Below are 23,243 nucleotides of genomic sequence, written 5' to 3' on the forward strand. Positions count from 1 at the left end.
GACTCCTCTGGTTACTTCTTTCTAAAGGGCGCCTATTGTACGCAAGCTAACGCGTCTGCGTCAGCCGCCGCGCCACCAATGACCTGGATATTTGTGAAAGCTGCAACAAATCCGCCCTGCGCCGTGATCCGGAATGGCGTGTGCACCCTGGCCAGGTCGGCGCCCTTGAAGCAGGCCAGCGGGATCTTGACGGTCTTCCTGCCCTGCCCGGCCAGCCGGGTGAACGCGGCCGCCATGTCGACCGATGCGCTCCCTACCGCGACCTGCACGGGCCCCTGGGGCGCCGCCATGACGATGGTATCGAACGTGAGTGCCCCATCTTTCGTCGCGTAGGCCGGCAGCGCGCGCGGCACGCCGGCATGCGCCTCGATATAGCCGGGCCCCGACCAGGTTACTTTCTTGGCATCCTGCTGCGTATTCACCTGGGCGGTCTCCACTTTCATGGTCGGCAGCGTGTGCGTCACGTTCAGGTCGGCCCCCAGCGCCCTGCGTTCGCCACCGCTCCCAACGTAGAGCGGGAAGGTGGCGCGGTCGGACTGGTTGAAGACGGGGAAGGCATTGGTCTTGCCGCACGGCGCGGTGCTGTCGTCCTCGGCCAGCTTGCCGACCTTCCCGCCCTTGCCGTATTCGAGCCCGTAGCCATACGCGAACAGCGGCGCATAGTTCCTGTCGCCCACGTTCAGCGGCGCCTGGCACACGCTCTTCGGCCACGAGAATGACAGCTTGCCCGTGAACGGCGCATTCACCTTGCCGTCGGGCCCGCGCAGCAGCACGTCCGCCACGCCCTTGCCTTCGGAACCCGGCAGCCAGGCCGCCACGAAGCTGTCGGACAGGTTCAGCAGGTCGTTCGCATAAAGCGGCCGGCCCGTGACGAATACCGTGACCACGGGCTTGCCCTTGCCGGCCACCGCCTTGAGCACCGCCAGGTCTTCCGGGTAGCGCCCGCTGTGGCGCAGGTTGCCGGCCGGGCCGATATCGCCGTCGCCTTCCGCATACGGACCTTCGCCGATCACGGCCACCACCACGTCGTAGTCCGCCACGTTCACGCCGCTCGCATCGGCGCTGAACGTCACGTTGGGTGCCGCCTCCTTCAGGCCCGCCAGGATCGTGTCGCCATTGGGAAAATCGCTGTTCCGGTTGTCGGTCCCCTGCCACGTGAGGGTCCAGCCGCCGCTCTGGTTGGCCATATTGTCGGCGCTCTTGCCGACCACGAGGATTCTCTTGTCCCGGGCGAGAGGCAGCACATTGCCATCGTTTTTCAGCAGCACCAGCGATTCCTGCACCAGCTTGCGCGCCAGCTCGCGCGCCTGCATCGACTCCACCTTGCCGGCATGCACAGATGAAGAAGGCTTGCGCAGGTTGGCGCGCAGTTTCACGCGCAGGATGCGCGTCACCGCGTCGTCGATGCGCGCCATCGGGATCGTGCCATCCTTCACCTGCTGCACGGTGTTGGCGATGAAGCCCTTCCAGTCGTCCGGCACTATCACCATGTCGATGCCGGCATTGATCGCCTGCGGGCAGCTGTCGTTGCGGCAGCCCGGCACTTCGGCGATGCCGTTCCAGTCGGTGACGACGAAGCCGTCGAAGCCCATCTTCCGCTTCAGCACATCGGTGAGCATCTCGCCGTTGCCGTGCAGCTTGCCGTAGTCCTTGCCCGCCTTGACGTCGTTCCAGCTGTTGTACGACGCCATCACCGTCTGCGCCCCCGCCTGCAGCGCCGGGTAGTAGCCGGCCATGTGGATGTTCATCATGTCCGCTTTCGTGGACTGGTTCACGCCCCGGTCCTTGCCCTGGTCGGTGCCGCCATCGCCCACGTAGTGCTTGGCGGTAGCCACGACATTGGCATCCCCGGTCAGTGCGCCTTGCAGGCCTTTCACGTACTCGCCGGCGTAGTCGGCCACGATCTTCGGGTCTTCGGAAAAGCTTTCGTAGGTGCGGCCCCAGCGGTCGTCGCGCACCACGGCCAGGGTGGGCGCGAATACCCAGTTGATGCCGGTGGCGCGCACGGCCTTCGCGACGGCCGCCGCCATCTCGCCGACGCGTTTCGGATCGCGCGCGGCGCCCAGGCCGATATTATGCGGGAACAGCGTGGCGCCGACGACGTTGCTGTTGCCATGCATCGCATCGATGCCCCAGATGACGGGTATCTTGTGCTGCATGTCGGTCGACATCGACGCTTCGTAGAAAGCATCGGCGAGCTTCACCCAGTCGGCCGGTGAAGAATGCTTGTTGCCGTTCGGCCAGCTGCCGCCCCCGTTCAGCACGGAACCCAGGTAGTACTTGCGCACGTCTTCCGGCTTCGTGGTCTTGATCTCGGACTGCGTAATCTGGCCGACCTTCTGCTCCAGCGTCATGCCGGCCACGATCTCCCTGATGCGCGCTTCCAGCTGCGCATCCTGCGGCACCGCGCTTTTTACCTGCGGCCAGTCCGCCAACGGGGCGGCTATCCCGGTCATCGTCAGCAGCTGCGCCGCGGCGGCCAGCATGGTCAAGCGTCGTTTCATCTTCCCTCCCTGTACTTGTGGTGAAAACCAGCGTTCATCGCCAAAGCTCGCGATCCAGACAATTTGGAAACGTTACCAATTCAGGCCGGAATTATCGCGACCGGCCGATTTTCCTGTCAACGAGACTTCACGCTTGTGGGGATTTCGACACGGCCTCGCCGCCACCCAGGAACTGCCGGTACCACTTGCCGCTGTCCTTCAGGATGCGCTGCTGCGTGGCGAAATCGACGTGGGTGAGGCCGAAGCGGCGCGTATAGCCCTCGGCCCATTCGAAGTTGTCCAGGAGGCTCCAGGCGAAGTAGCCGGCGACCGGCACCCCTTCATCGAGCGTGTGCTTCAATGCCGCGAGATGGCGCACGAGGTAGGACGTGCGCTGCGCGTCGTGCACCTGTCCGTCGATCACCGCGTCGTCGTAGCACGAGCCGTTCTCCGTCACGTAGATAGCCTTCGGCCCGTACTCCGCGTGGATGCGATGCAGCAGCTGCGCCATGCCGCCGGGTGCGACTTCCCAGCCGAACGCGGTTCGCTCCACACCCTCGCGGTGCACCACGCGCGCATGCAGCGGCCCTTCTCCCGGCGCGGCCGCGATCACTTCGGGGAAGTAGTAGTTCAGGCCCGTGAAATCGGTCGGCGCGGCGATCGCTTCGAGGTCGCCGGCTTCGATGCGCGGTGCCGCATCCCGAACGGCATCGAGCACGTCGGCCGGATACCCCTTGCCGAACAGTGGATCGAGGAACCAGCGGTTGCGCAGCCCGTCGTGCCGGTGCGCCGCCGCCCTGTCTTCAGGGCTCTCGGATGCGGGCCGGATCGGGTGCAGGCTGAGTGCCGCGCCCACGCGTGCGCCGGGCACATTGGCACGGATGACGGGCACCGCCAGGCCGTGCGACAGCAGCACGTGGTGGCTCGCCTGCAGCGCGGAAGCGACGTCGCGGATGCCTGGGGCGTGCATGCCATCCATGTGGCCGTGCATCGCCGTGCACCACGGCTCGTTGTGCGTGATCCACTGCGGCACGCGGTCGCCCAGCCTGCGCGTGACGACATCCACGTACTGGGCGAAGCGGTGCACGATGTCGCGCGCCATCCAGCCGCCCCGGTCCTGCAAGGCTTGCGGCAAGTCCCAGTGATACAGCGTGGGCCACGGTTGCAGGCCCCGTTCCAGCATGCCGTCGACGAGCCGGTCGTAGAAGTCCAGCCCCTTCGTGTTGGGCGCGGCGCCGTCGCCGAAGATGCGCGGCCAGGCGATCGAGAAGCGGTAGGCGTTGGTACCGAGGCCGCGGGCAATGTCGAGGTCTCCCGGCCAGCGATGATAGTGGTCGCATGCGACGGTGCCGCTGGAGCCGTCGCGGACGCGGCCCGGACGGGCACTGAACGTGTCCCAGATCGAATCGACGCGCCCATCCTCATGGCGCGCGCCCTCGATCTGGTACGACGACGTGGAAGTGCCCCAGATGAAACCCGGGGGGAAATCGGCGCGCGCCAGCGCGGGCATGAGTGCGTTATTGGTCATGGATCTCTCGGATGTTGCGGGGATTCGGGGTGGTGAGCCAGCGCAGCAGGGGCTCGTGCAATTCGTAGGGCTGCGTGCCGAAGGAGCGGAACAGATCCTCGATGTCGGCCTTCGGCGCGGTGGCGAAATCGAGCGGCGGCACCTTTGCATTGGTGGCGTTCGTCACGAATCCCCACTTGCCGGCACCCTGGCCGCCCTGCTGCGTGACGACCTTCCACGACCAGGCCGTGGCGGCCCAGCCGTACCTGGCGTACGTGTCGAACGAGGCGCGTGCCACCTGCCCGCCCAGCTCCAGGCCCATCATGGCCCATGGCTGCATTTCGCCGACGAAGAAGGCCGTATCCAGGCGGCGCAGGCGTTCGTCCCATTTGCACACGGTGTCCCCCTCTCCCTGGGCGCACGTCAGCCAGTCGCGGTGCACCTTCAGGCCGGGCTTGCCCCAGCCGAAGTGGCCGGGATAGGGGTGCATCTCGAATGCCACGTTCTTCATGCCGTGATCGGCCGGCTTGCCGTAGGCATCGATGCCGTTCCTGGCGTGGCCGGGCAGGATGATCACGTGATTCGGGTCGACGGCGCGGATCGCCGCGTATAGCCGGCGCACATTGGCGGCCATCGTGGCCGGGTCGGTGCCCCACGGTTCATTGAGCACGCTGTAGCCCGCGACGGCGCCGCGGTCCCGGTAGCGGGCCGCGATCTGTTGCCACAGCCATTCGGTGCGCGCCTGGTTGTCCGGCACGCTCCAGTACAGATTGCGGTTGGCGCAGCCGCTGTGGTGCTCGACGCCCTGGCTGCCCGCGGCGCCGTGCAGGTCGAGCACCACGTACATGCCGCGCTTCTCCGCCTCGGCGATGGCAATGTCGAGGTAGTGCCACGCGTCCGGCCGCAGGGTGCGCGGCTTTTTCTCGTCCTCGATCACCGTGTGGATGAACGGCAGGCGTACCACGTTCAAGCCGTGCCGGCGCATCAGGTCCCAGTCGCGCGTGGTGATCCAGTTATCCCGAAAAACCTGGAACAGGCGCTGCCGCTCCGCGTAGCCGAAGCGTTGGTCGAGCACCGCTTCGAGCTTGCACTGGTCGTCCACGCTGCCCGTCTTGTCCAGCTCCATCATCCAGAACTCGTTGATCAGCCAGTTGCCCAGGTTGGCACCACGCAGGATGGCCTGCCGGCCGCCCGCATCGACCCACTTCGTGCCCTCCGTGTGCAGCATCGGCAGCTCCTGCGCGCCTGCCCCGGTCATCGCGGCCGTGGCGATCATCGCCGCCATCATTGTCTTGCGCATCGGTCTCCTCCACTGTTCGATAATCAGTTTGACATACTATGGAAAGGTTTCCATTATGCCACGAAAAAAATGGCGCGCCGGCGGACGCGCCATCCTCCACCTGTTTGCGCTCAGGTGCGCTTGCCTGTCTTTGCCTGCGCTTTTGCCGCCGGCGGCGGCCCCAGCGAGGCGCGATGCGTTACGCTGAGCGGGTAGCGCCGCGTCACCGGCCGCTCGCCGCCATAGCAGCGGTTCAGCAACGCGTTCAGGCCCGCCTTCACCACGTCGCGCCACGGAATGTGCACGGAAGTGAGGCGCGGCGCGGAGAATTCCGCGCTCGGCGTATCGTCATAGCCCAGCACGGACACGTCGCGCGGCACGGCGATGCCCGCTTCCTGGAAATGCGACAGCGCGCCGACGGCCATCTCGTCGTTGGCGCAGAACAGCGCGGTGAATTCATGGCCGGATGCCAGCAGTTCCTTCGCGCAGGCGAAGCCGCCTTCCGGCGAGAAGTCGCTTTCGGCGATCCACAGGCTGCCGGTATCGATGCCGCCCTTCTTCAGCGCCTTGAGGAAGCCTTCGATGCGCTCCACGTTGTCCGGCGCGTCCGACGGGCCGGCGATCACGGCGATCTTGCGATGCCCGTGCTCCAGCAGCGTCTCGGCGCCCAGCGCCCCGCCCTTGCGGTGGTCGACCTGGAAGGCCTGTTCGCCGAGACCGCTGGCGGCGCTGTTGACGACGACGATGTTGGCGCCCAGCGCGGCGATATCCTCGTCGCCCAGGATATTGCTCAGCGAGATGATGCCGTCGCAGCCCCGCTCACGCAGGAACTCGATGCCCTCGACGGCCTGGCGCTGTGCGTCGCCACGGCCAACGCCGAAGGCCACCACCATGTGCAGGCCGTTGGCGCGCAATTCGGTGTCGATCATCTGCAGGATCGGGGTGTAGAAGGTGCCCTTCAGGATCGGGATATACACGCCAATCATCTTCGAATAGCCGGACAACAACGCGCGCGCCGCGTGCGATGGCCGGAAGCCCAGTTCCTCGATGGCCGCCCGCACCTTGGCCTGGGTGGCGGGCGATACCGCGCCCTTGCCGCTGACCACGCGCGATGCGGTGCCGAGCCCCACGCCCGCCAGCCGGGCCACGTCCTTGATGGTTGCCACTACCTTGTCCTATCGTGCATGTAATGACGCAAGCATACTGTAAAGGCGGGCCCTGCTTCCAGGCAAACGTCGCCACGTTCTTTGCCGGCAGCTCGTACGCGAAGGCAATCTGTCATGCCTGCCTCCCGGTGACGCCCCATGTGGAAACGTTACCAACGTGGTGAGATCATACATGAATCCCGATGCGCCGCCAAAAAATTTGGCGCTGCCGGCATCGACTGCCGGCAGCGCCACGCGGCGAGGCACAGGGCTGGCGTCCTACTCGACCGCCTTCACCATTTCCTCGATGATCTTCTTGGCATCGCCGAACACCATCATCGTCTTGTCCATGTAGAACAGCTCGTTGTCCAGGCCCGCATAGCCGGAAGCCATCGAGCGCTTGTTGACGATCACGGTCTTGGCCTTATACGCCTCGAGGATGGGCATGCCGGCGATCGGCGATTTCGGGTCCTTGGCGGCGGGGTTGACGACGTCGTTCGCGCCCAGGATCAGCGCCACGTCGGCCTGGCCGAATTCGCCGTTGATGTCTTCCATCTCGAACACCTGGTCATACGGCACCTCGGCTTCGGCCAGCAGCACGTTCATGTGGCCCGGCATGCGGCCCGCCACCGGATGGATCGCGTATTTCACGGTCACGCCGTGCTCGGTGAGTTTTTCGACCAGTTCCTTCAGCGCATGCTGGGCGCGCGCCACCGCCAGGCCGTAGCCGGGCACGATGATGACGGTTTCCGCATTGCTCATCAGGAAGGACGCATCGTCGGCCGAGCCGGATTTCACGTTGCGCTGCACCTGGTTGCCGGCGGCGCCAGCCGCCGCTGCTTCTCCGCCGAATCCGCCCAGGATCACGTTGAAGAACGAGCGGTTCATCGCCTTGCACATGATGTACGACAGGATCGCGCCCGAGGACCCCACCAGCGAGCCGGCGATGATCAGCATGGAGTTGTTCAGCGAGAAGCCGATGCCCGCCGCCGCCCAGCCCGAGTAACTGTTCAACATCGACACGACGACCGGCATGTCCGCCCCGCCGATCGGGATGATGATCAGCACGCCCAGCACGAAGGCGATCGCGGTCATGACGAGGAACGGGGTCCAGGCCGGCGCCACGCCGTCGGCGAACACGAACACGAGGCCCAGCGCGATCATCACCAGCGCCAGCACCAGGTTCAGCACGTGCTGGCCGGCGAAGACCACGGGCGCGCCCTGGAACAGCCGGAACTTGTATTTGCCGGCGAGCTTGCCAAAGGCGATGACGGAGCCCGAGAACGTGATGGCGCCGACGAAGGTGCCGATGAACAGCTCGATGCGGTTCCCCAGCGGCAGCGGCTCGCCCGGCGCGGCGATGCCGAACGCCTGCGGTTCCGACACGGCGGCCACCGCGATGCACACCGCGGCGAGACCGATCAGCGAGTGCATCGCCGCCACCAGTTCCGGCATCTTCGTCATCTCGACGGTCTTGGCGAGATAGGCGCCGATCGCGCCGCCGACGATCACGCCCAGGGCAACCAGGCCGAAGCCCATGCCGCCAGGCGTGGTGCTCTCGGCCTGGAGCTTCGCGATCAGCGCGATGGTGGTCAGCACGGCGATGGTCATGCCGACCATGCCGAAGGCATTGCCGCGCCGCGCGGTGGCGGGCGAGGACAGCCCTTTCAGGGCCTGGATGAAGCACACGGAGGCGACGAGATACAGCATCGTCACCATGTTCATCGAGATGAAGGCCATTATTTGCCTCCCTCTTTCTTGTCCTTCTTCTTGAACATTTCCAGCATGCGGCGCGTGACGAGGAAGCCGCCGAACACATTGACGGCGGCCAGCGCCACGGCCACGGTGCCGGTGACCTGCCCGATCACGCCGTCCGTGAGCCCGGCGGCCAGCATGGCGCCCACGATCACGATGGCGGAAATGGCATTGGTGACGGCCATCAGGGGCGTATGCAGCGCCGGCGTCACGTTCCAGACGACGTGGTAGCCCACATAGATGGCCAGCACGAAGATGATCAAGTTGATGATGGTGTGACTCACTTCCACGATGTTCTCCCCGTTTCCATGGTGGTACGGCTCACTTCCCGCATTTTCATCGCGTGCTCCCTTTATTTTCCGAGTATGTCTCCGCCATGGGCCACCAGGGTGGCCTTGATGATCTCGTCCTCGCGGTCGATCGCCAGCTTGTCGTCCTTGTCGATGATGAGCTTGAGGAAATCGAGCACGTTGCGGGCGTACAGCGCGGAAGCATCCGCGGCCACGTGGCAGGCGAGGTTGGGTTCGCCCACGATGTAGACGCCGTGCTTCACCACCGTCTTGCCCAGCTCCGAGAGCGGGCAATTGCCGCCCTGCTCCACCGCCAGGTCGACGATCACGGAACCCGGTTTCATGGCCCGCACCGTCTCTTCCGAGATCAGCACCGGTGCCTTGCGGCCGGGGATCAGGGCGGTGGTGATGACGATGTCCGCCTGTCTGGCGCGCTCGTGCACGAGTTCGGCCTGGCGGCGCATCCAGTCCGCCGGCATCGGCCGCGCGTAGCCGCCCACGCCCTGGGCGATTTCCTTTTCCTCGTCGGTGAGGAAGGGCACGTCGATGAATTTCGCCCCCAGCGACTCGACCTGCTCCTTCACGGGCGGCCGCACGTCGGACGCCTCGATCACGGCGCCCAGCCGCTTGGCCGTGGCGATCGCCTGCAAGCCGGCCACGCCCACGCCCATGATCAGCACGCGGGCGGCCTTCACGGTGCCGGCGGCCGTCATCAGCATCGGCATGAAGCGTTGATAGGTGTTCGCCGCCACCATCACGGCCTTGTAGCCGGCGATGTTGGCCTGTGAAGACAGCACGTCCATCGACTGGGCCCGCGTGATGCGGGGCACGGCCTCCAGGGCGAAGGCGGACAGGCCGGCCGTGGCCATCGCGGCGGTATTGTCCGTATCGAACGGGTTGAGCATCCCGATCAGCACCGTGCCCGGCTTCATCAGCGCGCGCTCGCCCGCATCCGGGGCGCGCACCTTGAGCACGATGTCCGCGCCGAAGGCATCGGCCGCACTGCCGACGGTGGCGCCGGCGGCCACGTAGGCATCATCGGGAATGGAGGCGGCCGTGCCGGCTCCGGCTTGAACGACCAGCTGGTGCTTGCCCGCGAGTTTCTTGACCGTTTCGGGTGTCGCGGCGACCCGTGTTTCACCCGGCCGGGTTTCGGCCGGTATGCCTATCCTCATAAACCGCCTCCGAATTTCGTTAATGGAGTGTTGCGAGACTGTCTCAACACTAGCACGGAAATCTTGTCGATTTATATTTTTCATATGACAACTGGCACTTGTCGATGACAAGCGGCTGCCGGTGTCACGCGGCAGTCACATGTGTCCTGGCGGAACAGGCTAAAATACCGGCTCTTTCAAGGATCCCCTCATGCCGCGTACCTGGAAACCCAATGTGACCGTTGCCGCCGTCATCGAGCGCGACGGTAAATTCCTGCTGATCGAAGAAGAGACCAGCGACGGCATCCGCCTGAACCAGCCGGCCGGCCACCTGGACCCGTTCGAATCGCTGGAAGAGGCCGTGGTGCGTGAAACGCTGGAAGAAACGGGCCACGATTTCACGCCGACGGCGCTGGTGGGCATGTATATGTCGCGCTACCGCTCGGCGCGCACCGGTGAACTGGTGACTTACCTGCGCTTCGCATTCTGCGGCGAGGTGGGCACTTACTATCCTGACCGGCCGCTCGACGACGGCATCCTGCGCACGATGTGGCTGACGCGCGACGAGATCGCCGCCTGCCGCGAACGCCACCGCAGCCCGCTGTTGATGACGTGCGTGGACGAATACCTGGCGGGCAAGCGCGCCCCGCTCGAACTGCTGCACACGCACTCCTCGGTGTACGAGGAAGTGTGAACTGATTTGGATGTAATGAGATGAGCAAGAAAAAAGTCGTGATCGGCATGTCCGGTGGCGTGGACTCCTCGGTGTCGGCATGGCTGCTGAAGGAACAGGGCTACGAAGTGGTGGGCCTGTTCATGAAGAACTGGGAAGACGACGACGATTCCGAATACTGTTCGACCCGCCAGGACTGGATCGACGCGGCCAGCGTGGCCGACGTGGTGGGCGTCGACATCGAGGCGGTGAACTTCGCCGCCGAATACAAGGACCGCGTGTTCGCCGAATTCCTGCGCGAGTACCAGGCCGGCCGCACGCCGAACCCGGACGTGCTGTGCAACGCCGAAATCAAGTTCAAGGCCTTCCTGGATCACGCCATGCACCTCGGAGCGAACTTGATCGCCACCGGGCATTACGCGCGGGTGCGGCATAACACCGCCACCGGCCGCCACGAGCTGCTCAAGGCGGTGGACCATACGAAGGACCAGAGCTACTTCCTGCACCGGCTGAACCAGGCGCAGTTGTCGAAGACGCTGTTCCCGCTGGGCGAGATCCCGAAGACGGAAGTGCGCCAGATCGCCGAAAAGCTGAAGCTGCCGAATGCCGCGAAGAAGGATTCGACGGGCATCTGTTTCATCGGCGAGCGGCCGTTCCGCGAATTCCTGAACCGCTACCTGTCGTACAAGCCGGGCCCGATGAAGACGCCGGACGGCAAGATCGTCGGCGAGCACGTGGGGCTGTCGTTCTACACGCTGGGCCAGCGCAAGGGCATCGGCATCGGCGGCGTGAAGAGCTACCAGAAGGAAGACGGCAGCAGCGATGCCTGGTACGTGGCGCGCAAGGACGTGGCCACGAACACGCTGTGGGTGGTGCAGGGGCACGACCACCCGTGGCTGCTGTCGCCGGACCTGGCGGCTGACCAGGCCAGCTGGATCGCGGGCGTGCCGCCGGAGGCGGGCCGCATCGCCGCCAAGACGCGCTACCGGCAGGCCGACGTGGCCTGCGACGTGCTGCCGCGCGGTGCGGCCGATTTCGACCTGTCGTTCGTGGACCCGCAATGGGCCGTGACGCCGGGGCAGTCGGCCGTGCTGTATGACGGTGATGTTTGCCTGGGGGGCGGGATCATCGCCGGCCCGCGGGGCGCCTGCCCTTGAAAAGTTGCCTGAAAAATGGGGACAGACCCCATTTTTCGGGCAATGTTTCCATGAAAATGGGGTCTGTCCCCATTTTCGAAGCAACTTTTCCGGTTATTCCTCGGCTGCCGGCTCCCCGCCGTTCTCGGCCTGCGCCTTCTGCTGCCGCTTGACCATCGCGAGCACGGTATTGCGAATCGTCTTCAGCACCGTGCCCCCGTTGAACGGCTTGACGATGAAGCCGTTGACGCCCATCGCGTGCGCGCGCTGCACGGTGGCGGCGTCGAATTCGCTGGACATCATGAAGATCAGCGCCTTCGGCCACTGCTTGCGCATCGCTTCCACCCCCGCTACGTCCTGCTCGACCTGGTCGCGGTTGATGCAGACGATCTGCGGGTTGAACTTGATCAGCAGCGCCGTGCCGGCCGCGCAGGTGTGGGCCTGGCCGACGACGTCGTAGCCGCCATCCACCAGCACCGTGTTGAGCAGGCCGCGCGCCACTGCGCTGCCGTCGATGATCACTGCCTTCAGCATGTTGTTCTTCCGTTATCGTTGCCCGGTCACCGCTCCCAGGCCAGCATGTTCCAGCTGACGCCCACGGTGACATCCGTCTTCAGCTCCACGAGCTGCCGGGAAAGATACAGCATCTCCCGCTCTTTTCGTAGCGCCTCGCCTACCGCATCCTTCAGGATGCCGGCGCCTGCCATGATCGCGTCCAGCGTCCCGTAGGTGCGCAGCAGCTTCGCCGCCGTCTTCAGGCCCACCTTCGACACGCCGGGAATGCTGTCGGTGGCGTCGCCCATCAGCGCCAGCAGGTCCGGCAGCTGGGCGGGCGGCACGCCCCATTTGCTTTCCACCCACGCATGGTCGTGCCATTCGCTCCTGAAGTGGTCCCACACGAGCGCGCCATGGGCGATCAGGCAGTGCAGGTCCTTGTCGGTGGAGGCCACCACGGCCTCGCCGCGCTCCTGCTTCAGCCAGCGCATGACGACCGTGCCGATGACATCGTCGGCCTCCACCTCCGGCAGCGACACGGGGCGCAACCCGAACGTTTCCAGCTTCGCATAGAAGCCCGGCAGCGCGGCGCGCAGCGGCGCGGGCATGGGCGCCCTCGCCTCGCGGTAGCCGCCGTACAGCGCATGGCGCCAGGTAGTGCCGCCATAGTCGAACGCCGGCAGCACGTGCGTGGGCTCGTGGCCGTTGATCAGCGTGCGGAAGGAGTTCAGGGCGTGGCGCAGCGCGATCTCGGCCTTCAGGTCCGAGTCGGGCTCGGGGCTGGCCTCGTAGACGCGCCGCACGATGTTCAGGCCGTCGATGGCAAGCAGGCGTCCCATTGGCTGTGCGGTGAATACGGTGGCCGACATTCTACCCCAGGCGTCAGCGCAGCAGTTCGTAGGGGCCGCCCTGTTCCAGCGCACGCTGGTAGGCCGGCCGGCCGTGGATGCGGGCCAGGAATGCCGTCAGCTGCGGATACGTGGCGGCGTCGAGCCCGCCGCGCGCGGCGGCCGCCTCGAGCGGAAAACTCATCTGGATATCGGCCGCGCTGAACACGGCGCCGGCAAACCACTCGTGCCGGCCCAGCTCGGCCTCGAGGAAATCGAGATGCTGGCGGATCTGCGGCAGGATGTAGTTGCCCTTCACCTTCTGCGCGATGCCGCGCGCGATCGGCTTGACGAAGAACGGCGCCGGCGCCGTTTCCACGCGGTCGAAGATCAGCTTCATCAGCAGCGGCGGCATCATCGAGCCTTCGGCGTAGTGCAGGAAGTAAGTCCAGCGGCGCTTTTCCGGCGTGCGCGCGGGCGGGCGCAGGGCGCCGTCATCGTAGTGGTCCATCAGGTATTCGATGATCGCGCCCGACTCGGCCACCGTGCATTCGCCATCCACGATCACGGGCGATTTGCCCAGCGGGTGCACGGCTTTCAGCTCGGGCGGCGCCAGCATCGTGCGCGCATCGCGCTGGTAGCGCACGACCTGGTAAGCAAGGCCCAGTTCTTCCAGCAGCCACAGCACGCGCTGCGAGCGGGAATTGTTCAGGTGGTGGACGGTGATCATCGCGTTTTGCATGGCGGCAGGTTATGGAAAGGGCTCCCAGCTTAGCACTTCCCCGTCGCGATATTGCAACAGGCATAGCGCTACCACGAATGCGAATGATAACAATTCTCGTTTACATACTTTGCCACAATTGCTAGACTCATCAGTCTTTACACAAATTTACACGGAAGCGTTTTGAAATGACCAAGATCAAGAGTCGTAAGCACCCGACCCGTTTGCAGATGAGCACCGTACTGGCCTCGCTGCTGTTGCCGGCCGCCGCCGTCCATGCGGCCGACCCGCAGGAAAAGCAGATGTCCGAAGTCGTCGTCGATGCGGCGAAGGAGAACGACTACAAGGCCGAGCGGGCAGCGTCGCCGAAGTACACGGAAAAGCTGGTGAATACGCCTCAGACGATCACCGTGATCAAGAAGGAGCTGTTCGAGCAGCAAACCGCCACCACGCTGACCGAGGCGCTGCGCAACTCGCCAGGCGTGGGCACCTTCTTCCTGGGCGAGAACGGCAACACGAACACGGGTGACGCGATCTTCATGCGCGGCTTCGACACGTCCGCCAGCATCCACGTGGACGGGGTGCGCGACATCGGTTCGATCTCGCGCGACGTGTTCAACATCGAACAGATCGACGTGCTGAAAGGCCCGGCGGGCACCGATACGGGCCGCGGCGCGCCGACCGGCTCGATCAACCTGCAATCGAAGCAGGCCAACCTGGACAACGCGATCTCAGCCTCGCTGACGGGCGGCAGCGGCAGCCAGAAGCGCGCCACGGCCGACATCAACCGCGTGCTGGATGCGCAAAACGGCATCGCCTTCCGCCTGAACGTGATGGCGCAGGATTCGGGCAACCCCGGCCGCGACGTGGTGGAGAACAAGCGCTGGGGCGTGGCGCCGACGATCGCCTTCGGCCTGGGCAGCAAGACGCGCGCCCACCTCTCCTACCTGCATGTGAAGCAGGACAATGTTCCCGACGGCGGCGTGCCGACGATCGGCCTGCCCGGCTACTCGAGCCCGGACAGCCGCAATGCCGATCCCGCACTGCGCCGCACCTTCCTGGACAGCGCCCCGATGGTCGACCCGGAAGGCTTCTATGGCCACGTGACGGACCACGACGACGTGACGGCCGACATGGCCACCGTGCGGATCGACCATGATTTCTCGCCGAACCTGCGCCTGCAGAACACCGCGCGCTACGGCAAGACGAAGCAGGATTACCTGCTGACCTTCCTGATGGCGAACGCCACCGCGCCGAATCGCGACGGGGTGCTGGTACCTTCGAACCTGATCACGCCCAACCCGAACGACCGCTCGACCTGGCTGCTGCGCCGTAATAACCGCACCTTCAAGGATGTGGAGAACCGCATCGTTGCCAACCAGACCGTGGTGACGTGGGACGTGGCGACGGGCGCGCTGCAGCACACGCTGGTGGGCGGCCTGGAGTTCATCGACGAGAAGCAGAACACCTATGCCCGCACCGGCGGCGGCACGCTGACCGACACGCCGCTGTATGCGCCGAATCCGAGCGCGCCGATCACCGGCCTGAACCCCGTGCGCACGGGTGCCGGCGCCCAGGGCAGCACCGATACCCAGGCGCTGTACCTGTTCGACACGATCAAGATCGGCGACCGGTGGATGGTCAACGCCGGCCTGCGCGTGGACCACTACAGCCTCGACTACATGGCCACCACGCTGGCCAACAACGTGTTCGTGCCCACGGTGCTGTCGGACAGCGACACCCTCACGACCGGCAAGCTGTCGGTGCTGTACAAGCCTACCGCCAACAGCAGCGTGTATGCCACCGTCGCCAGCTCGAAGGCGCCGCCGGGCGTGCTGTCGTTCAGCCTGTCCAGCGCCGCCAGCAGCGCGGCCAACCCGTCGATGGACCCGCAGGAAACGGTGACCAGGGAAATCGGCACGAAGTGGGACTTGCTGGACCAGAAGCTGGCCTTCACGGCGGCGCTGTACCGCACGGACGTGAAGAACGAGGTCGAGCAGGACCCGACCAATGCGAACGTCTACTACCAGACCGGCAGGAAGCGCGTGGAAGGCATCGAGCTGGCCGTGCAGGGTCAGGTCACGCCGAACTGGCTGGTCAGCGCCGGCTACACGCACATGAAGACGAGCGTGGAAGCGGGCCGTGTCGTCACCGCCAGCGGCGAGAACTACCTGTCCTACACGCCGAAGGATGCGTTCACCAGCTGGACCACGTACGCGTTTCCGTTCGGCCTGACCGTGGGTGGCGGCGTGCGCTGCAACGGCAAGCTGCTGCGCGGCACCGACGGCGCCGTGGGCACGCCGGCCTACGCGAAGAGCTACTGGGTGGGCGACCTGATGGCCACCTACACGCTCACGAAGAACGTCGACCTGCGCCTGAACGTGTTCAACGTGACGGACGAGCAGTACGTGGCGTCCATCAACAAGAGCGGCTACCGCTACACGCCGGGTACGCCCCGCTCGGCCAGCCTGACCGCGAACTTCCGGTTCTGACGGCTGCCCAAGAGTTTCATCGTCTTATCCTTCAGACTTTGCGCCACCTTCGGGTGGCGTTTTTTTTGATGGAGCACTCTACACGGGGATTGTTTTCTTGCACAGCCAGCGGGCCCGCGACGCATGAGTATCGTCGTTGCATTGACGTGTGCCTTCGGTTCGCATGATTGACCGCCATGAAAAAACCCGGGACACGCCCGGGTTTCTCATCATCGGCAAGAAAGATCACCGCTGCACATTCATCATGATCACGCGCCGCTTCGTGCCGCCATCGTCCGCGGTATCGATCGGCACCGGCGTCGTCTCGCACGAGCCGCAGGAACCGCAGCCGCTGCCGCAATCCGACTGCACCTTGAAGAACCTGGCCAGCTTGTCCTGGTCGTAGCCCTTCTTCGCCAGCGCGTACACCATGCGCTGGCGCAGCGCGACGGGCAGCAGCTTCCTGCATGCCTGGACCAGGGCGGCGATGACGATGAGGGCAACGATCAGTTCCTGCCACATGATGGACTCCTTACGCCCCCAGCAGGTGGGCGGTCTGATAGACGATGAACGAGGCGACGTAGGCCAGCGTGAACATGTAGCCGGCCATCATCAGCGCATAACGGGTATGGCCCGTTTCGCGGCGCACCACCGACAGCGTGGCCAGGCACTGTGGCGCATACACGTACCAGGTGAGCAGCGACAGCGCGGTGGCCATCGACCACGTGCTGGCGAGCACCGGCGCCAGGGCGTTGGCCACCTCGTCGCCGGACTGGGACAGCGCATACACGGTGCCCAGCGCCCCCACGGCCACTTCGCGCGCGGCCATGCCCGGCACGAGGGCAATGCAGATCTGCCAGGTGAAGCCGATCGGCGCGAACACGAACTCCAGGGCGCGGCCGATCATGCCGGCCACGCTGTAGTAGATCGGCGGCTGGGTGGCGCCTTCCGGCGCGCCGGGGAAGCTGGACAGCGCCCACAGCAGGATCGTCAGCGACAGGATCAGCGTACCCACGCGCAGCAGGAAGATCTTGGCGCGTTCCCACAGGCCGATGGCCAGGTTGCGCAGGTTCGGCAGGTGGTAATTCGGCAGTTCCAGCATCAGCGTGTGCTTGCGCTTGGCGCCCATCGTGCGCTTCATGACCCAGGCCACCACCATGGCCGAGATGATGCCGGCGAAGTACAGCACGAACAGCACCAGGCCTTGCAGGTTGAAAACGCCCCACACTTCGCGGTTTGGAATGAAAGCGGCGATCAGCAGCGCATACACGGGCAGGCGTGCCGAGCACGTCATCAGGGGGGCGATCATGATCGTCACCAGCCGGTCGCGCGGGTTCTGGATCGTGCGCGCCGCCATCACGCCGGGAATCGCGCAGGCAAATGCCGACAGCAGCGGAATGAACGCGCGGCCCGACAGGCCCACGCCGCCCATCAGCCGGTCGAGCAGGAAGGCGGCGCGCGGCAGGTAGCCGCAATCCTCGAGCACGAGGATGAAGAAGAACAGGATCAGGATCTGCGGCAGGAACACGATCACCCCGCCGACGCCGGCGATCACGCCGTCGACCAGCAGGCTACGCAGCACGCCTTCGGCCATCACGCCCTGCACGGCTTCGCCGATGGCGCCGAAAGCGCCCTCGATCATGTCCATCGGTGCCTCGGCCCAGCTGAACACGGCCTGGAAGATCAGGAACATCAGCACCGCCAGGATGACCGGGCCGGCAACGGGGTGCAGCACCACGTTGTCGATCTTGTCCGTATCCGTTTCGCTGCCATGCATGTTATTGGTGGCCACGGAAAGGATGCGGCGTACCTCGCGCTGCGTGTCTTCCACGGATACCGAATCGATGGCGGCCAGCGGACGGGCCTTCACCGGCGCCAGCGGGCCCAGTTCGTCCAGCGCGCGCAGCAGCGACTTTTCGCCGCCGCTCTGCACGGCCACCGTCTCGACGACGGTCATGCCCAGTTCGCGGGCCAGTTTTTCCGCATCGATCTCGATGCCGCGGCGCTTGGCCACGTCCACCATGTTCAGGCACAGGATCATGGGCAGGCCGAGGCGCTGCACCTCGAGCACGAGGCGCAGGTTCAGGCGCAGGTTGGTGGCGTCCACCACGCACACGACCAGGTCGGGCGCCGTCTCGCCGGCGCGCAGGCCGGCCACCACGTCGCGCGTGATCTCCTCGTCCGGCGTGTGCGCCTTCAGGCTATAGGCGCCCGGCAGGTCCAGCACCTTGTAGGCGCGGCCGGCGGGCGACGTGAAATGGCCTTCCTTGCGGTCGATCGTCACGCCCGCATAGTTCGCCACTTTCTGGCGCGCGCCCGTCAGGCGGTTGAACAGCGCCGTCTTGCCGCAGTTCGGATTGCCCAGCAAGGCAATCATCGGCGCGCGGCCGACGGCCTGCACCACTTTCTCGGTAACACCCATATTAATCAAGGACCTCGTTGTTGTGGCTGCGTCAGCCTGCTTCAGGCTGGACCGCGATCAGCGCCGCTTCGAAGCGGCGCAGCGCGAAGGTCGAGTTGCCGACCCGGATCGCCAGCGGCTCGCCGCCAGGCATGCCGCGCTTGAGCAGGCGGATTTTCTCGCCGGGCACGAAGCCCAGCTCCATCAGGCGGCGCGCGAGGTCGGCGCCATCTTCGGTATCGACCGGATTGCCCGGCGACACACGCACCACCGTGCCACTTTTCCCGGTCGCCAGGGCGTCGAGATTGATCAGGGAGGGGGCTTGTGTCATGGCAATTCTCTGCGGGAAATCAATCTGGTCATTATAGAGGCTAATGCGAATGGTTTGTATTTGCAGGTAACGCTTGCATTGTACGCGCTCTTGAGTCAAAATAGGAACCGTAATGATAATGATTCTCATTAAGAAAGCGGCAAGATTGGCAGAGTAGCTACCCCTTCCGGTCTTCCTTCCGGCCCTGCCGGTTCTTCTTGATGAGCCGCCCTTGGCGGTACCCTAGTTTCCGTTTGTGTTTTCTCAGCCAGAAGGTGTTTCAATGATCGTCTGCGTTTGCAACAACATCTCCGATCGCGAAATCCGTCAAGCCATTGACCTTGGTATCAGCACCATGGACGGGCTGCGCGAGGCACTGGGTGTTTCCACGTGCTGTGGCAACTGCCTGGACTATGCCGTCGAAGTGCTGAACGAACACGTGGCAGCGCCGATCCAGGAAACGGTCCTGAAGCGCCCCACCCTCACTTCCTGAGGATACTCATGCAAACACTGCCCGGCCTTTCCCGGCCTGGCGTGTCGCGGCTCGGGCTGAATCTGAGCCTGCCCCGACTTACGTCCACACCTCCCGCCGCGCCCACTGAAGCGGCCATAGCGGCGGCCCCCGATTTCACCCTTGGCAGCAGCCGGAGCAAGACCGGCAAGATCGCCGTCATCGTCGCCCTCCACCTCGCCGCCGTCTGGGCCATGAAGGATGGCATGGTGTACCTGCCCAAGGAATTGCCGCGTGTCGTCGACGTGACCTTCGTGACGCCGCCCGCGCCGCCGGCCCCGCCCGCGCCGCCGAAAGTGGTGGAAGTGGCCATCAAGCCGCCCCCTGTCTTTACGCCCGAAATCCCGCAGCTGCCCGTCGTGATCGAGAACACGATCACCGTGCCGCCGGCACCGGTGAAGCCGGCCGAAGCCGCGCCGGTCGTGGCCGCCCCGCCCGCGCCGCCGGCCCCGCCCGTGGCCGCCCCGCCGGAGCCGGCCGCGCCGAAGCTCGTGCAGGGTGTCGAGTACGTGCGGCCACCGCAGCCTGTCTATCCGTCGATTTCCAGGCGCCTGGGCGAGACGGGCGTCGTGACCTTGCGCGTGCTCGTCAGCGAGAAAGGCACGCCGGAGCAGGCGACAGTGCACAAGACCTCCGGCTCGCAGAACCTGGACGAAGCCGGCCGCACGGCCGCCATGCGCAGCCTGTTCAAGCCTTATATGGAAGATGGCAAGGCGGTGCCGGTGTATGTGCTGGTGCCGATCAATTTCAAGCTGTCGTAAGCGGCGGCGCGATGAAAAAACGGGGACGGGCCTGGCGGCCTGTCCCCGTTTTTTTGTCCAACTGGCGCCGAAGCGTCGGTGTCGGACATATTTTCCGGGCGCTTCATCCGGAAAATGTGTCCGACACCGGTGGTCGGGCGGCGTTCTCGCCTCTTCAGGGGAACACCGGTGTCGGACACCAAGAGACCAGCGCAGGCGGATCTTACGTCTCCGCCCACATCCGCAACAGGTTGTGATAATGCCCCGTCAACCCCACGGTGGCCTGGCTGTCGCCATGCGCGGCGCGCACGGCCTGGATGTTCTGGTCCAGCTCGAACAGCATCGTGCGCTTCCAGTCGTCGCGCACCATGCTCTGCGTCCACAGGAACGAGGCAAGGCGTTCGCCGCGCGTCACCGGTTCCACACGATGCACCGTCGTCGACGGGTACAGGACCGCGTCGCCGGCCGGCAGCTTCACTTCATGCGTGCCGTAGGCGTCGGTGACGATCAGCTCGCCGCCGTCATACTCGTCCGGATCGGACAGGAACACGGTGGTCGACACGTCCGCCCGCAGCGGCGCGGCGCCAGGCGATGCCACGCGGATGGCGCCGTCGATGTGGTCGCCATACGTTTCGCCACCGGCATAGCCGTTGAAGTAAGGCGGCAGGATGCGCAGCGGCAGCGCCGCCGCGAAGAACAGCGGGTTGGCCGTCAGCGCACGGGCGACGATGTTGCCCAGCTCGACGGCCAATGGCGAACCTTCCGCCAACTGGCGATTGCGCTTGACTGCCGCCCCCTGCGAACCGACGCTCGCGCGCCCGTCGACCCAGTCCGCCTGGTCCAGGCGGCCGCGGAATTGCCGGACTTGCTCAGGCGTCAGCACGCCGGGGATGTGCAGTATCACGCAAGGCTCCTTTAGTACTTGAAGCTGGCGGTCAGCGATGCGCTGCGGCCGGCGCCCACGCCCGCATAGTGCGGCGAGGACACCTTGTCGAAGTACAGCTTGTCGGCCAGGTTCTGCACGTTCAGCTGCAGGCTCACGTTCTTGTTGAGCGTGTAGCTGGCCATCGCGTCGAAGCGGGTATAGCCCGGCGCCCACTTGTTGTTGTTGACGTTGGCGTACACCTTCGACATCGACGTGGCGCCGCCACCGATCGTCAGGTTCGGCAGCACGGCATAGGTGGTCCACAGCGAGGCGCTGTGCTTCGGCGTGGTCGGGAATACGTTGCCGTTGTAGGGCGACGGCGCGTAGACCGGCTTGGCGGTGGTGCCGGTGTTGACATAGCCGTTGTCATCCACACGACCGTCCAGCCACGTGTAGCCGCCGAAGACCTGCCAGGCGTTCGTGATGTTGCCCGTGGCGCCCACTTCGAAGCCACGCACGCTCTTCTTACCCACGTTCTGCGTGGTACCGTCCGGCGCCGTCACGCGCGCATTGTTCATGTCGCTCTTGAAGATCGCGGCGGACAGCGACAGGCGGCGCGCCAGCACTTCCCACTTCGTGCCCAGCTCCCAGTTCTTGCTCTCTTGCGGCTTCAGGTTCTGGATCGCCACGGTCAGGCCGTCCAGGCCGTCGCCGGCATCGTTGCCCGGCGGGGTCGACGAGGTGGCGTAGGACAGGTAGACGCTGCTGTTGGCGGCCGGCTTGTACACCACGCCGGCCTGGTAGTTGGCGAAGGTGGACTTCACTTCAGCGTGCGAAGCGGCGGTGGTGGTACCGTTCAGCGTGTACTGCGGCACGTCCAGCACGGAGCGATAGTCATCCCAGCGCACACCCAGGTTCACCAGCCACTGCGGCGTGAATTCGAGGGTGTCGAACACGTAGGCGCCACGGGTGTTGGTCTTCACATTGGTCACCGCCGGCGACAGGGCACGGCTGTAATTCCACGGGTCGTCCGGATTCGGGTTGACCACCGTGGTGCAGTTGTACAGCGTTTCGGCGCCCGCCGTCGGGCAGGTGAAGGTCTTCGTCAGCGGGTTGTTGGTGCCCGGCGTGAAGATGTACGAGCTGCGCTCGGTTTCCTCGCGCGAGAACTCGATGCCGGCACTGAAGTTGTGCTTGATGGTGCCGGTGCGCACCTCGCCGGACAGCGCGGTGGTATTGGCCAGCGTGTCGGTCTCGGTGACGCGCGAGTTCGCGCGGCGCCATACGGTGCCGTACAACACCACGTTACCCTTCGAATCGTCCGGCTGGGTCCACACATAATCCTGGCTGGTCTTGCCGTAGCGCGTCACGTTGCGCAAGGTCAGGCCGTTACCGAAGTCGTGCTTGACGTCGACGGTGCCGATATCGGTTTCAGTGTCGCGGAAGTCGCGGTTGGTCAAGCCATAGAACGTGTCGCGCGGCACGGAGAGCGGCGTGCCGTTGCCGTTCCTGGCCACATTGGCGCCGGTGCTGAACGGGTTGTTGAACGGGATGCCGGTATCGGGCAGCTCGCTCGATTCCATGTGGTAGTAGGACAGGTTGACCTTGGTCGGGCCGGACAGGCCGAAGCCGATCGACGGCGCGATGCCCCAGCGGTCGCCGCCCACTGGGCCGCGGCCGGCCACGTCGGCCTCGAAGCCCATCAGCGCCACGCGGAAGGCGGAATCGCTGCCCAGCGTGCGGTTCACGTCGGCCGTTACGCGCTTGTAGTTGTCGGTGCCGAAGCCAACGGTGGCGTTGTAGAAGTTGTCGAGCTTGGGCGTCTTCGACACCATGTTCAGGCCGCCACCGGCGGAGGAACGGCCGCCGTAGGCGGAATTCGGGCCCTTCACGACTTCCACCTGCTCGAGCGCGAACACTTCGCGCGATTGCGAGCCGCTGTCGCGGATGCCGTCGATATACGTATCGGTCTGGGCGTTGTAGCCGCGGATGAACAGGTTATCGCCGACCGGGTTGCCGCCTTCGGCGGCGCCGATGGTGATGCCGGGCACGGTGCGCAACGCATCGGCCAGCGACGTGGCGCCGGTTTGCGCGATCACCTCGCTCGGGATCACGGTGACGGATTTCGGCGAATCGAGCAGGGGGACGGTGAACTTGTCGGACGCGGAGCGCTGCGGGATCTCGAACTGGTTGCCCTTGTTGTGGCCGGCGACGGTCACTTCCGGGATCTTCTGGTCGCCCTGGGTGGCGACGGGGGCGTTGGCTTCCGCGGGATCGGCGGCGTGAACGACGAAAGGCATTGCGAGTGTTGCGACGGCGGCGAGCGCCGCTGGCCCGTGCTTGCGGCTCTTAATGTACGACATGTCCATCCTTATAGTTGTGCATGGGTAAAACGTAATGATAATGGTTTTCATTTGCTTTCGCAACGCCATTACACCATTTTGAGCACGAATGCAAGGACTTTTGCTTGGGCCGGCGGC

The 23,243-nt window shown here is 65.2% G+C and carries 20 protein-coding genes; 5 read left to right on the forward strand and 15 right to left on the reverse strand.

Annotated elements, in window-relative coordinates; genetic code table 11:
• Positions 1 to 32: 32 nt before the first annotated feature.
• From V6Z91_RS05750 to V6Z91_RS05780, 7 genes are all read right to left on the reverse strand, one after another.
• A complete protein-coding gene (locus V6Z91_RS05750) occupies positions 33 to 2,504 on the reverse strand; it encodes a glycoside hydrolase family 3 N-terminal domain-containing protein (protein WP_338767793.1) in 2,472 nt (823 codons plus the stop codon).
• A gap of 127 nt (positions 2,505 to 2,631) precedes the next feature.
• The gene (locus V6Z91_RS05755) at positions 2,632 to 4,011 is read right to left on the reverse strand and encodes a GH1 family beta-glucosidase (RefSeq protein WP_338767796.1); all 1,380 of its coding nucleotides are present in this window, start codon (positions 4,009 to 4,011) and stop codon (positions 2,632 to 2,634) included.
• On the reverse strand, positions 4,001 to 5,290 hold the full coding sequence (locus V6Z91_RS05760) for a cellulase family glycosylhydrolase (RefSeq protein ID WP_338767799.1): 1,290 nt from the start codon (positions 5,288 to 5,290) through the stop codon (positions 4,001 to 4,003). The genes V6Z91_RS05755 and V6Z91_RS05760 overlap by 11 nt, the downstream gene beginning before the upstream one ends.
• A gap of 110 nt (positions 5,291 to 5,400) precedes the next feature.
• The gene (locus V6Z91_RS05765; protein WP_338767802.1) at positions 5,401 to 6,435 is read right to left on the reverse strand and encodes a LacI family DNA-binding transcriptional regulator; all 1,035 of its coding nucleotides are present in this window, start codon (positions 6,433 to 6,435) and stop codon (positions 5,401 to 5,403) included.
• A gap of 258 nt (positions 6,436 to 6,693) precedes the next feature.
• Positions 6,694 to 8,154, reverse strand: coding sequence for an NAD(P)(+) transhydrogenase (Re/Si-specific) subunit beta (locus V6Z91_RS05770; RefSeq protein ID WP_338767805.1), 1,461 nt, complete (start codon positions 8,152 to 8,154; stop codon positions 6,694 to 6,696).
• Positions 8,154 to 8,459, reverse strand: a complete 306-nt coding sequence (locus tag V6Z91_RS05775) for a proton-translocating transhydrogenase family protein (RefSeq protein WP_338767807.1) — start codon at positions 8,457 to 8,459, stop codon at positions 8,154 to 8,156. Before V6Z91_RS05775 ends, V6Z91_RS05770 begins: the two co-directional genes overlap by 1 nt.
• Before the next feature lie 62 nt (positions 8,460 to 8,521).
• Positions 8,522 to 9,634, reverse strand: a complete 1,113-nt coding sequence (locus tag V6Z91_RS05780; protein ID WP_338767810.1) for a Re/Si-specific NAD(P)(+) transhydrogenase subunit alpha — start codon at positions 9,632 to 9,634, stop codon at positions 8,522 to 8,524.
• A 190-nt stretch (positions 9,635 to 9,824) separates the two neighbouring features.
• Here V6Z91_RS05780 and V6Z91_RS05785 point away from each other — a divergent pair, with 190 nt between their 5' ends.
• Together V6Z91_RS05785 and mnmA are read left to right on the forward strand one after the other, a co-directional pair.
• Entirely contained in the window at positions 9,825 to 10,307 is a 483-nt protein-coding gene (locus tag V6Z91_RS05785) for an NUDIX hydrolase (RefSeq protein WP_338767813.1), read from the forward strand.
• A gap of 20 nt (positions 10,308 to 10,327) precedes the next feature.
• The gene (gene mnmA / locus V6Z91_RS05790) at positions 10,328 to 11,443 is read left to right on the forward strand and encodes a tRNA 2-thiouridine(34) synthase MnmA (protein ID WP_338767816.1); all 1,116 of its coding nucleotides are present in this window, start codon (positions 10,328 to 10,330) and stop codon (positions 11,441 to 11,443) included.
• A gap of 93 nt (positions 11,444 to 11,536) precedes the next feature.
• Here mnmA and V6Z91_RS05795 read toward each other — a convergent pair whose 3' ends face one another.
• From V6Z91_RS05795 to V6Z91_RS05805, 3 genes are read right to left on the reverse strand one after another with little or no spacing between them, the layout of a single operon-like run.
• Positions 11,537 to 11,956 carry a response regulator gene (locus tag V6Z91_RS05795; protein ID WP_338767819.1) on the reverse strand — a complete coding sequence of 140 codons (420 nt, stop codon included), beginning with the start codon at positions 11,954 to 11,956 and terminating at the stop codon, positions 11,537 to 11,539.
• A gap of 26 nt (positions 11,957 to 11,982) precedes the next feature.
• Positions 11,983 to 12,756, reverse strand: coding sequence for a 5'-3' exonuclease H3TH domain-containing protein (locus tag V6Z91_RS05800; RefSeq protein ID WP_338767822.1), 774 nt, complete (start codon positions 12,754 to 12,756; stop codon positions 11,983 to 11,985).
• A 43-nt stretch (positions 12,757 to 12,799) separates the two neighbouring features.
• Positions 12,800 to 13,474 (reverse strand): glutathione S-transferase, encoded by a 675-nt coding sequence (locus tag V6Z91_RS05805; RefSeq protein WP_338767825.1) that lies wholly within the window; start codon positions 13,472 to 13,474, stop codon positions 12,800 to 12,802.
• A gap of 221 nt (positions 13,475 to 13,695) precedes the next feature.
• Here V6Z91_RS05805 and V6Z91_RS05810 point away from each other — a divergent pair, with 221 nt between their 5' ends.
• Complete coding sequence (locus V6Z91_RS05810; protein WP_338767828.1) at positions 13,696 to 15,957, forward strand: catecholate siderophore receptor Fiu; 2,262 nt, start codon at positions 13,696 to 13,698, stop codon at positions 15,955 to 15,957.
• Positions 15,958 to 16,182: 225 nt separating this feature from the next.
• On the opposite strand, the gene V6Z91_RS05815 is transcribed toward V6Z91_RS05810, so the two are convergent.
• Genes V6Z91_RS05815 through V6Z91_RS05825 form a run of 3 tightly spaced genes read right to left on the reverse strand, consistent with a single transcriptional unit; the run spans position 16,183 to position 18,668 of the window.
• The gene (locus V6Z91_RS05815) at positions 16,183 to 16,458 is read right to left on the reverse strand and encodes a DUF6587 family protein (protein WP_338767831.1); all 276 of its coding nucleotides are present in this window, start codon (positions 16,456 to 16,458) and stop codon (positions 16,183 to 16,185) included.
• Between the two features lie 10 nt (positions 16,459 to 16,468).
• The gene (locus V6Z91_RS05820) at positions 16,469 to 18,358 is read right to left on the reverse strand and encodes a ferrous iron transporter B (RefSeq protein ID WP_338771747.1); all 1,890 of its coding nucleotides are present in this window, start codon (positions 18,356 to 18,358) and stop codon (positions 16,469 to 16,471) included.
• A 31-nt stretch (positions 18,359 to 18,389) separates the two neighbouring features.
• Positions 18,390 to 18,668, reverse strand: coding sequence for a FeoA family protein (locus V6Z91_RS05825; protein WP_338767834.1), 279 nt, complete (start codon positions 18,666 to 18,668; stop codon positions 18,390 to 18,392).
• Between the two features lie 262 nt (positions 18,669 to 18,930).
• Between V6Z91_RS05825 and V6Z91_RS05830 the strand changes: the two genes are divergently transcribed.
• Positions 18,931 to 19,140, forward strand: coding sequence for a (2Fe-2S)-binding protein (locus V6Z91_RS05830; RefSeq protein WP_338767837.1), 210 nt, complete (start codon positions 18,931 to 18,933; stop codon positions 19,138 to 19,140).
• 8 nt (positions 19,141 to 19,148) lie between these two features.
• Complete coding sequence (locus tag V6Z91_RS05835; RefSeq protein WP_338767840.1) at positions 19,149 to 19,919, forward strand: energy transducer TonB; 771 nt, start codon at positions 19,149 to 19,151, stop codon at positions 19,917 to 19,919.
• A gap of 202 nt (positions 19,920 to 20,121) precedes the next feature.
• Here V6Z91_RS05835 and V6Z91_RS05840 read toward each other — a convergent pair whose 3' ends face one another.
• Positions 20,122 to 20,802: a Fe2+-dependent dioxygenase gene (locus V6Z91_RS05840; RefSeq protein ID WP_338767843.1), complete on the reverse strand. Its 681-nt coding sequence runs from the start codon at positions 20,800 to 20,802 to the stop codon at positions 20,122 to 20,124.
• A gap of 11 nt (positions 20,803 to 20,813) precedes the next feature.
• A complete protein-coding gene (locus V6Z91_RS05845) occupies positions 20,814 to 23,126 on the reverse strand; it encodes a TonB-dependent siderophore receptor (RefSeq protein WP_338767847.1) in 2,313 nt (770 codons plus the stop codon).
• Between the last annotated feature and the right edge of the window lie 117 nt (positions 23,127 to 23,243).

Source organism: Massilia sp. METH4 (assembly GCF_037094685.1).
Lineage (GTDB): Bacteria > Pseudomonadota > Gammaproteobacteria > Burkholderiales > Burkholderiaceae_D > Rugamonas.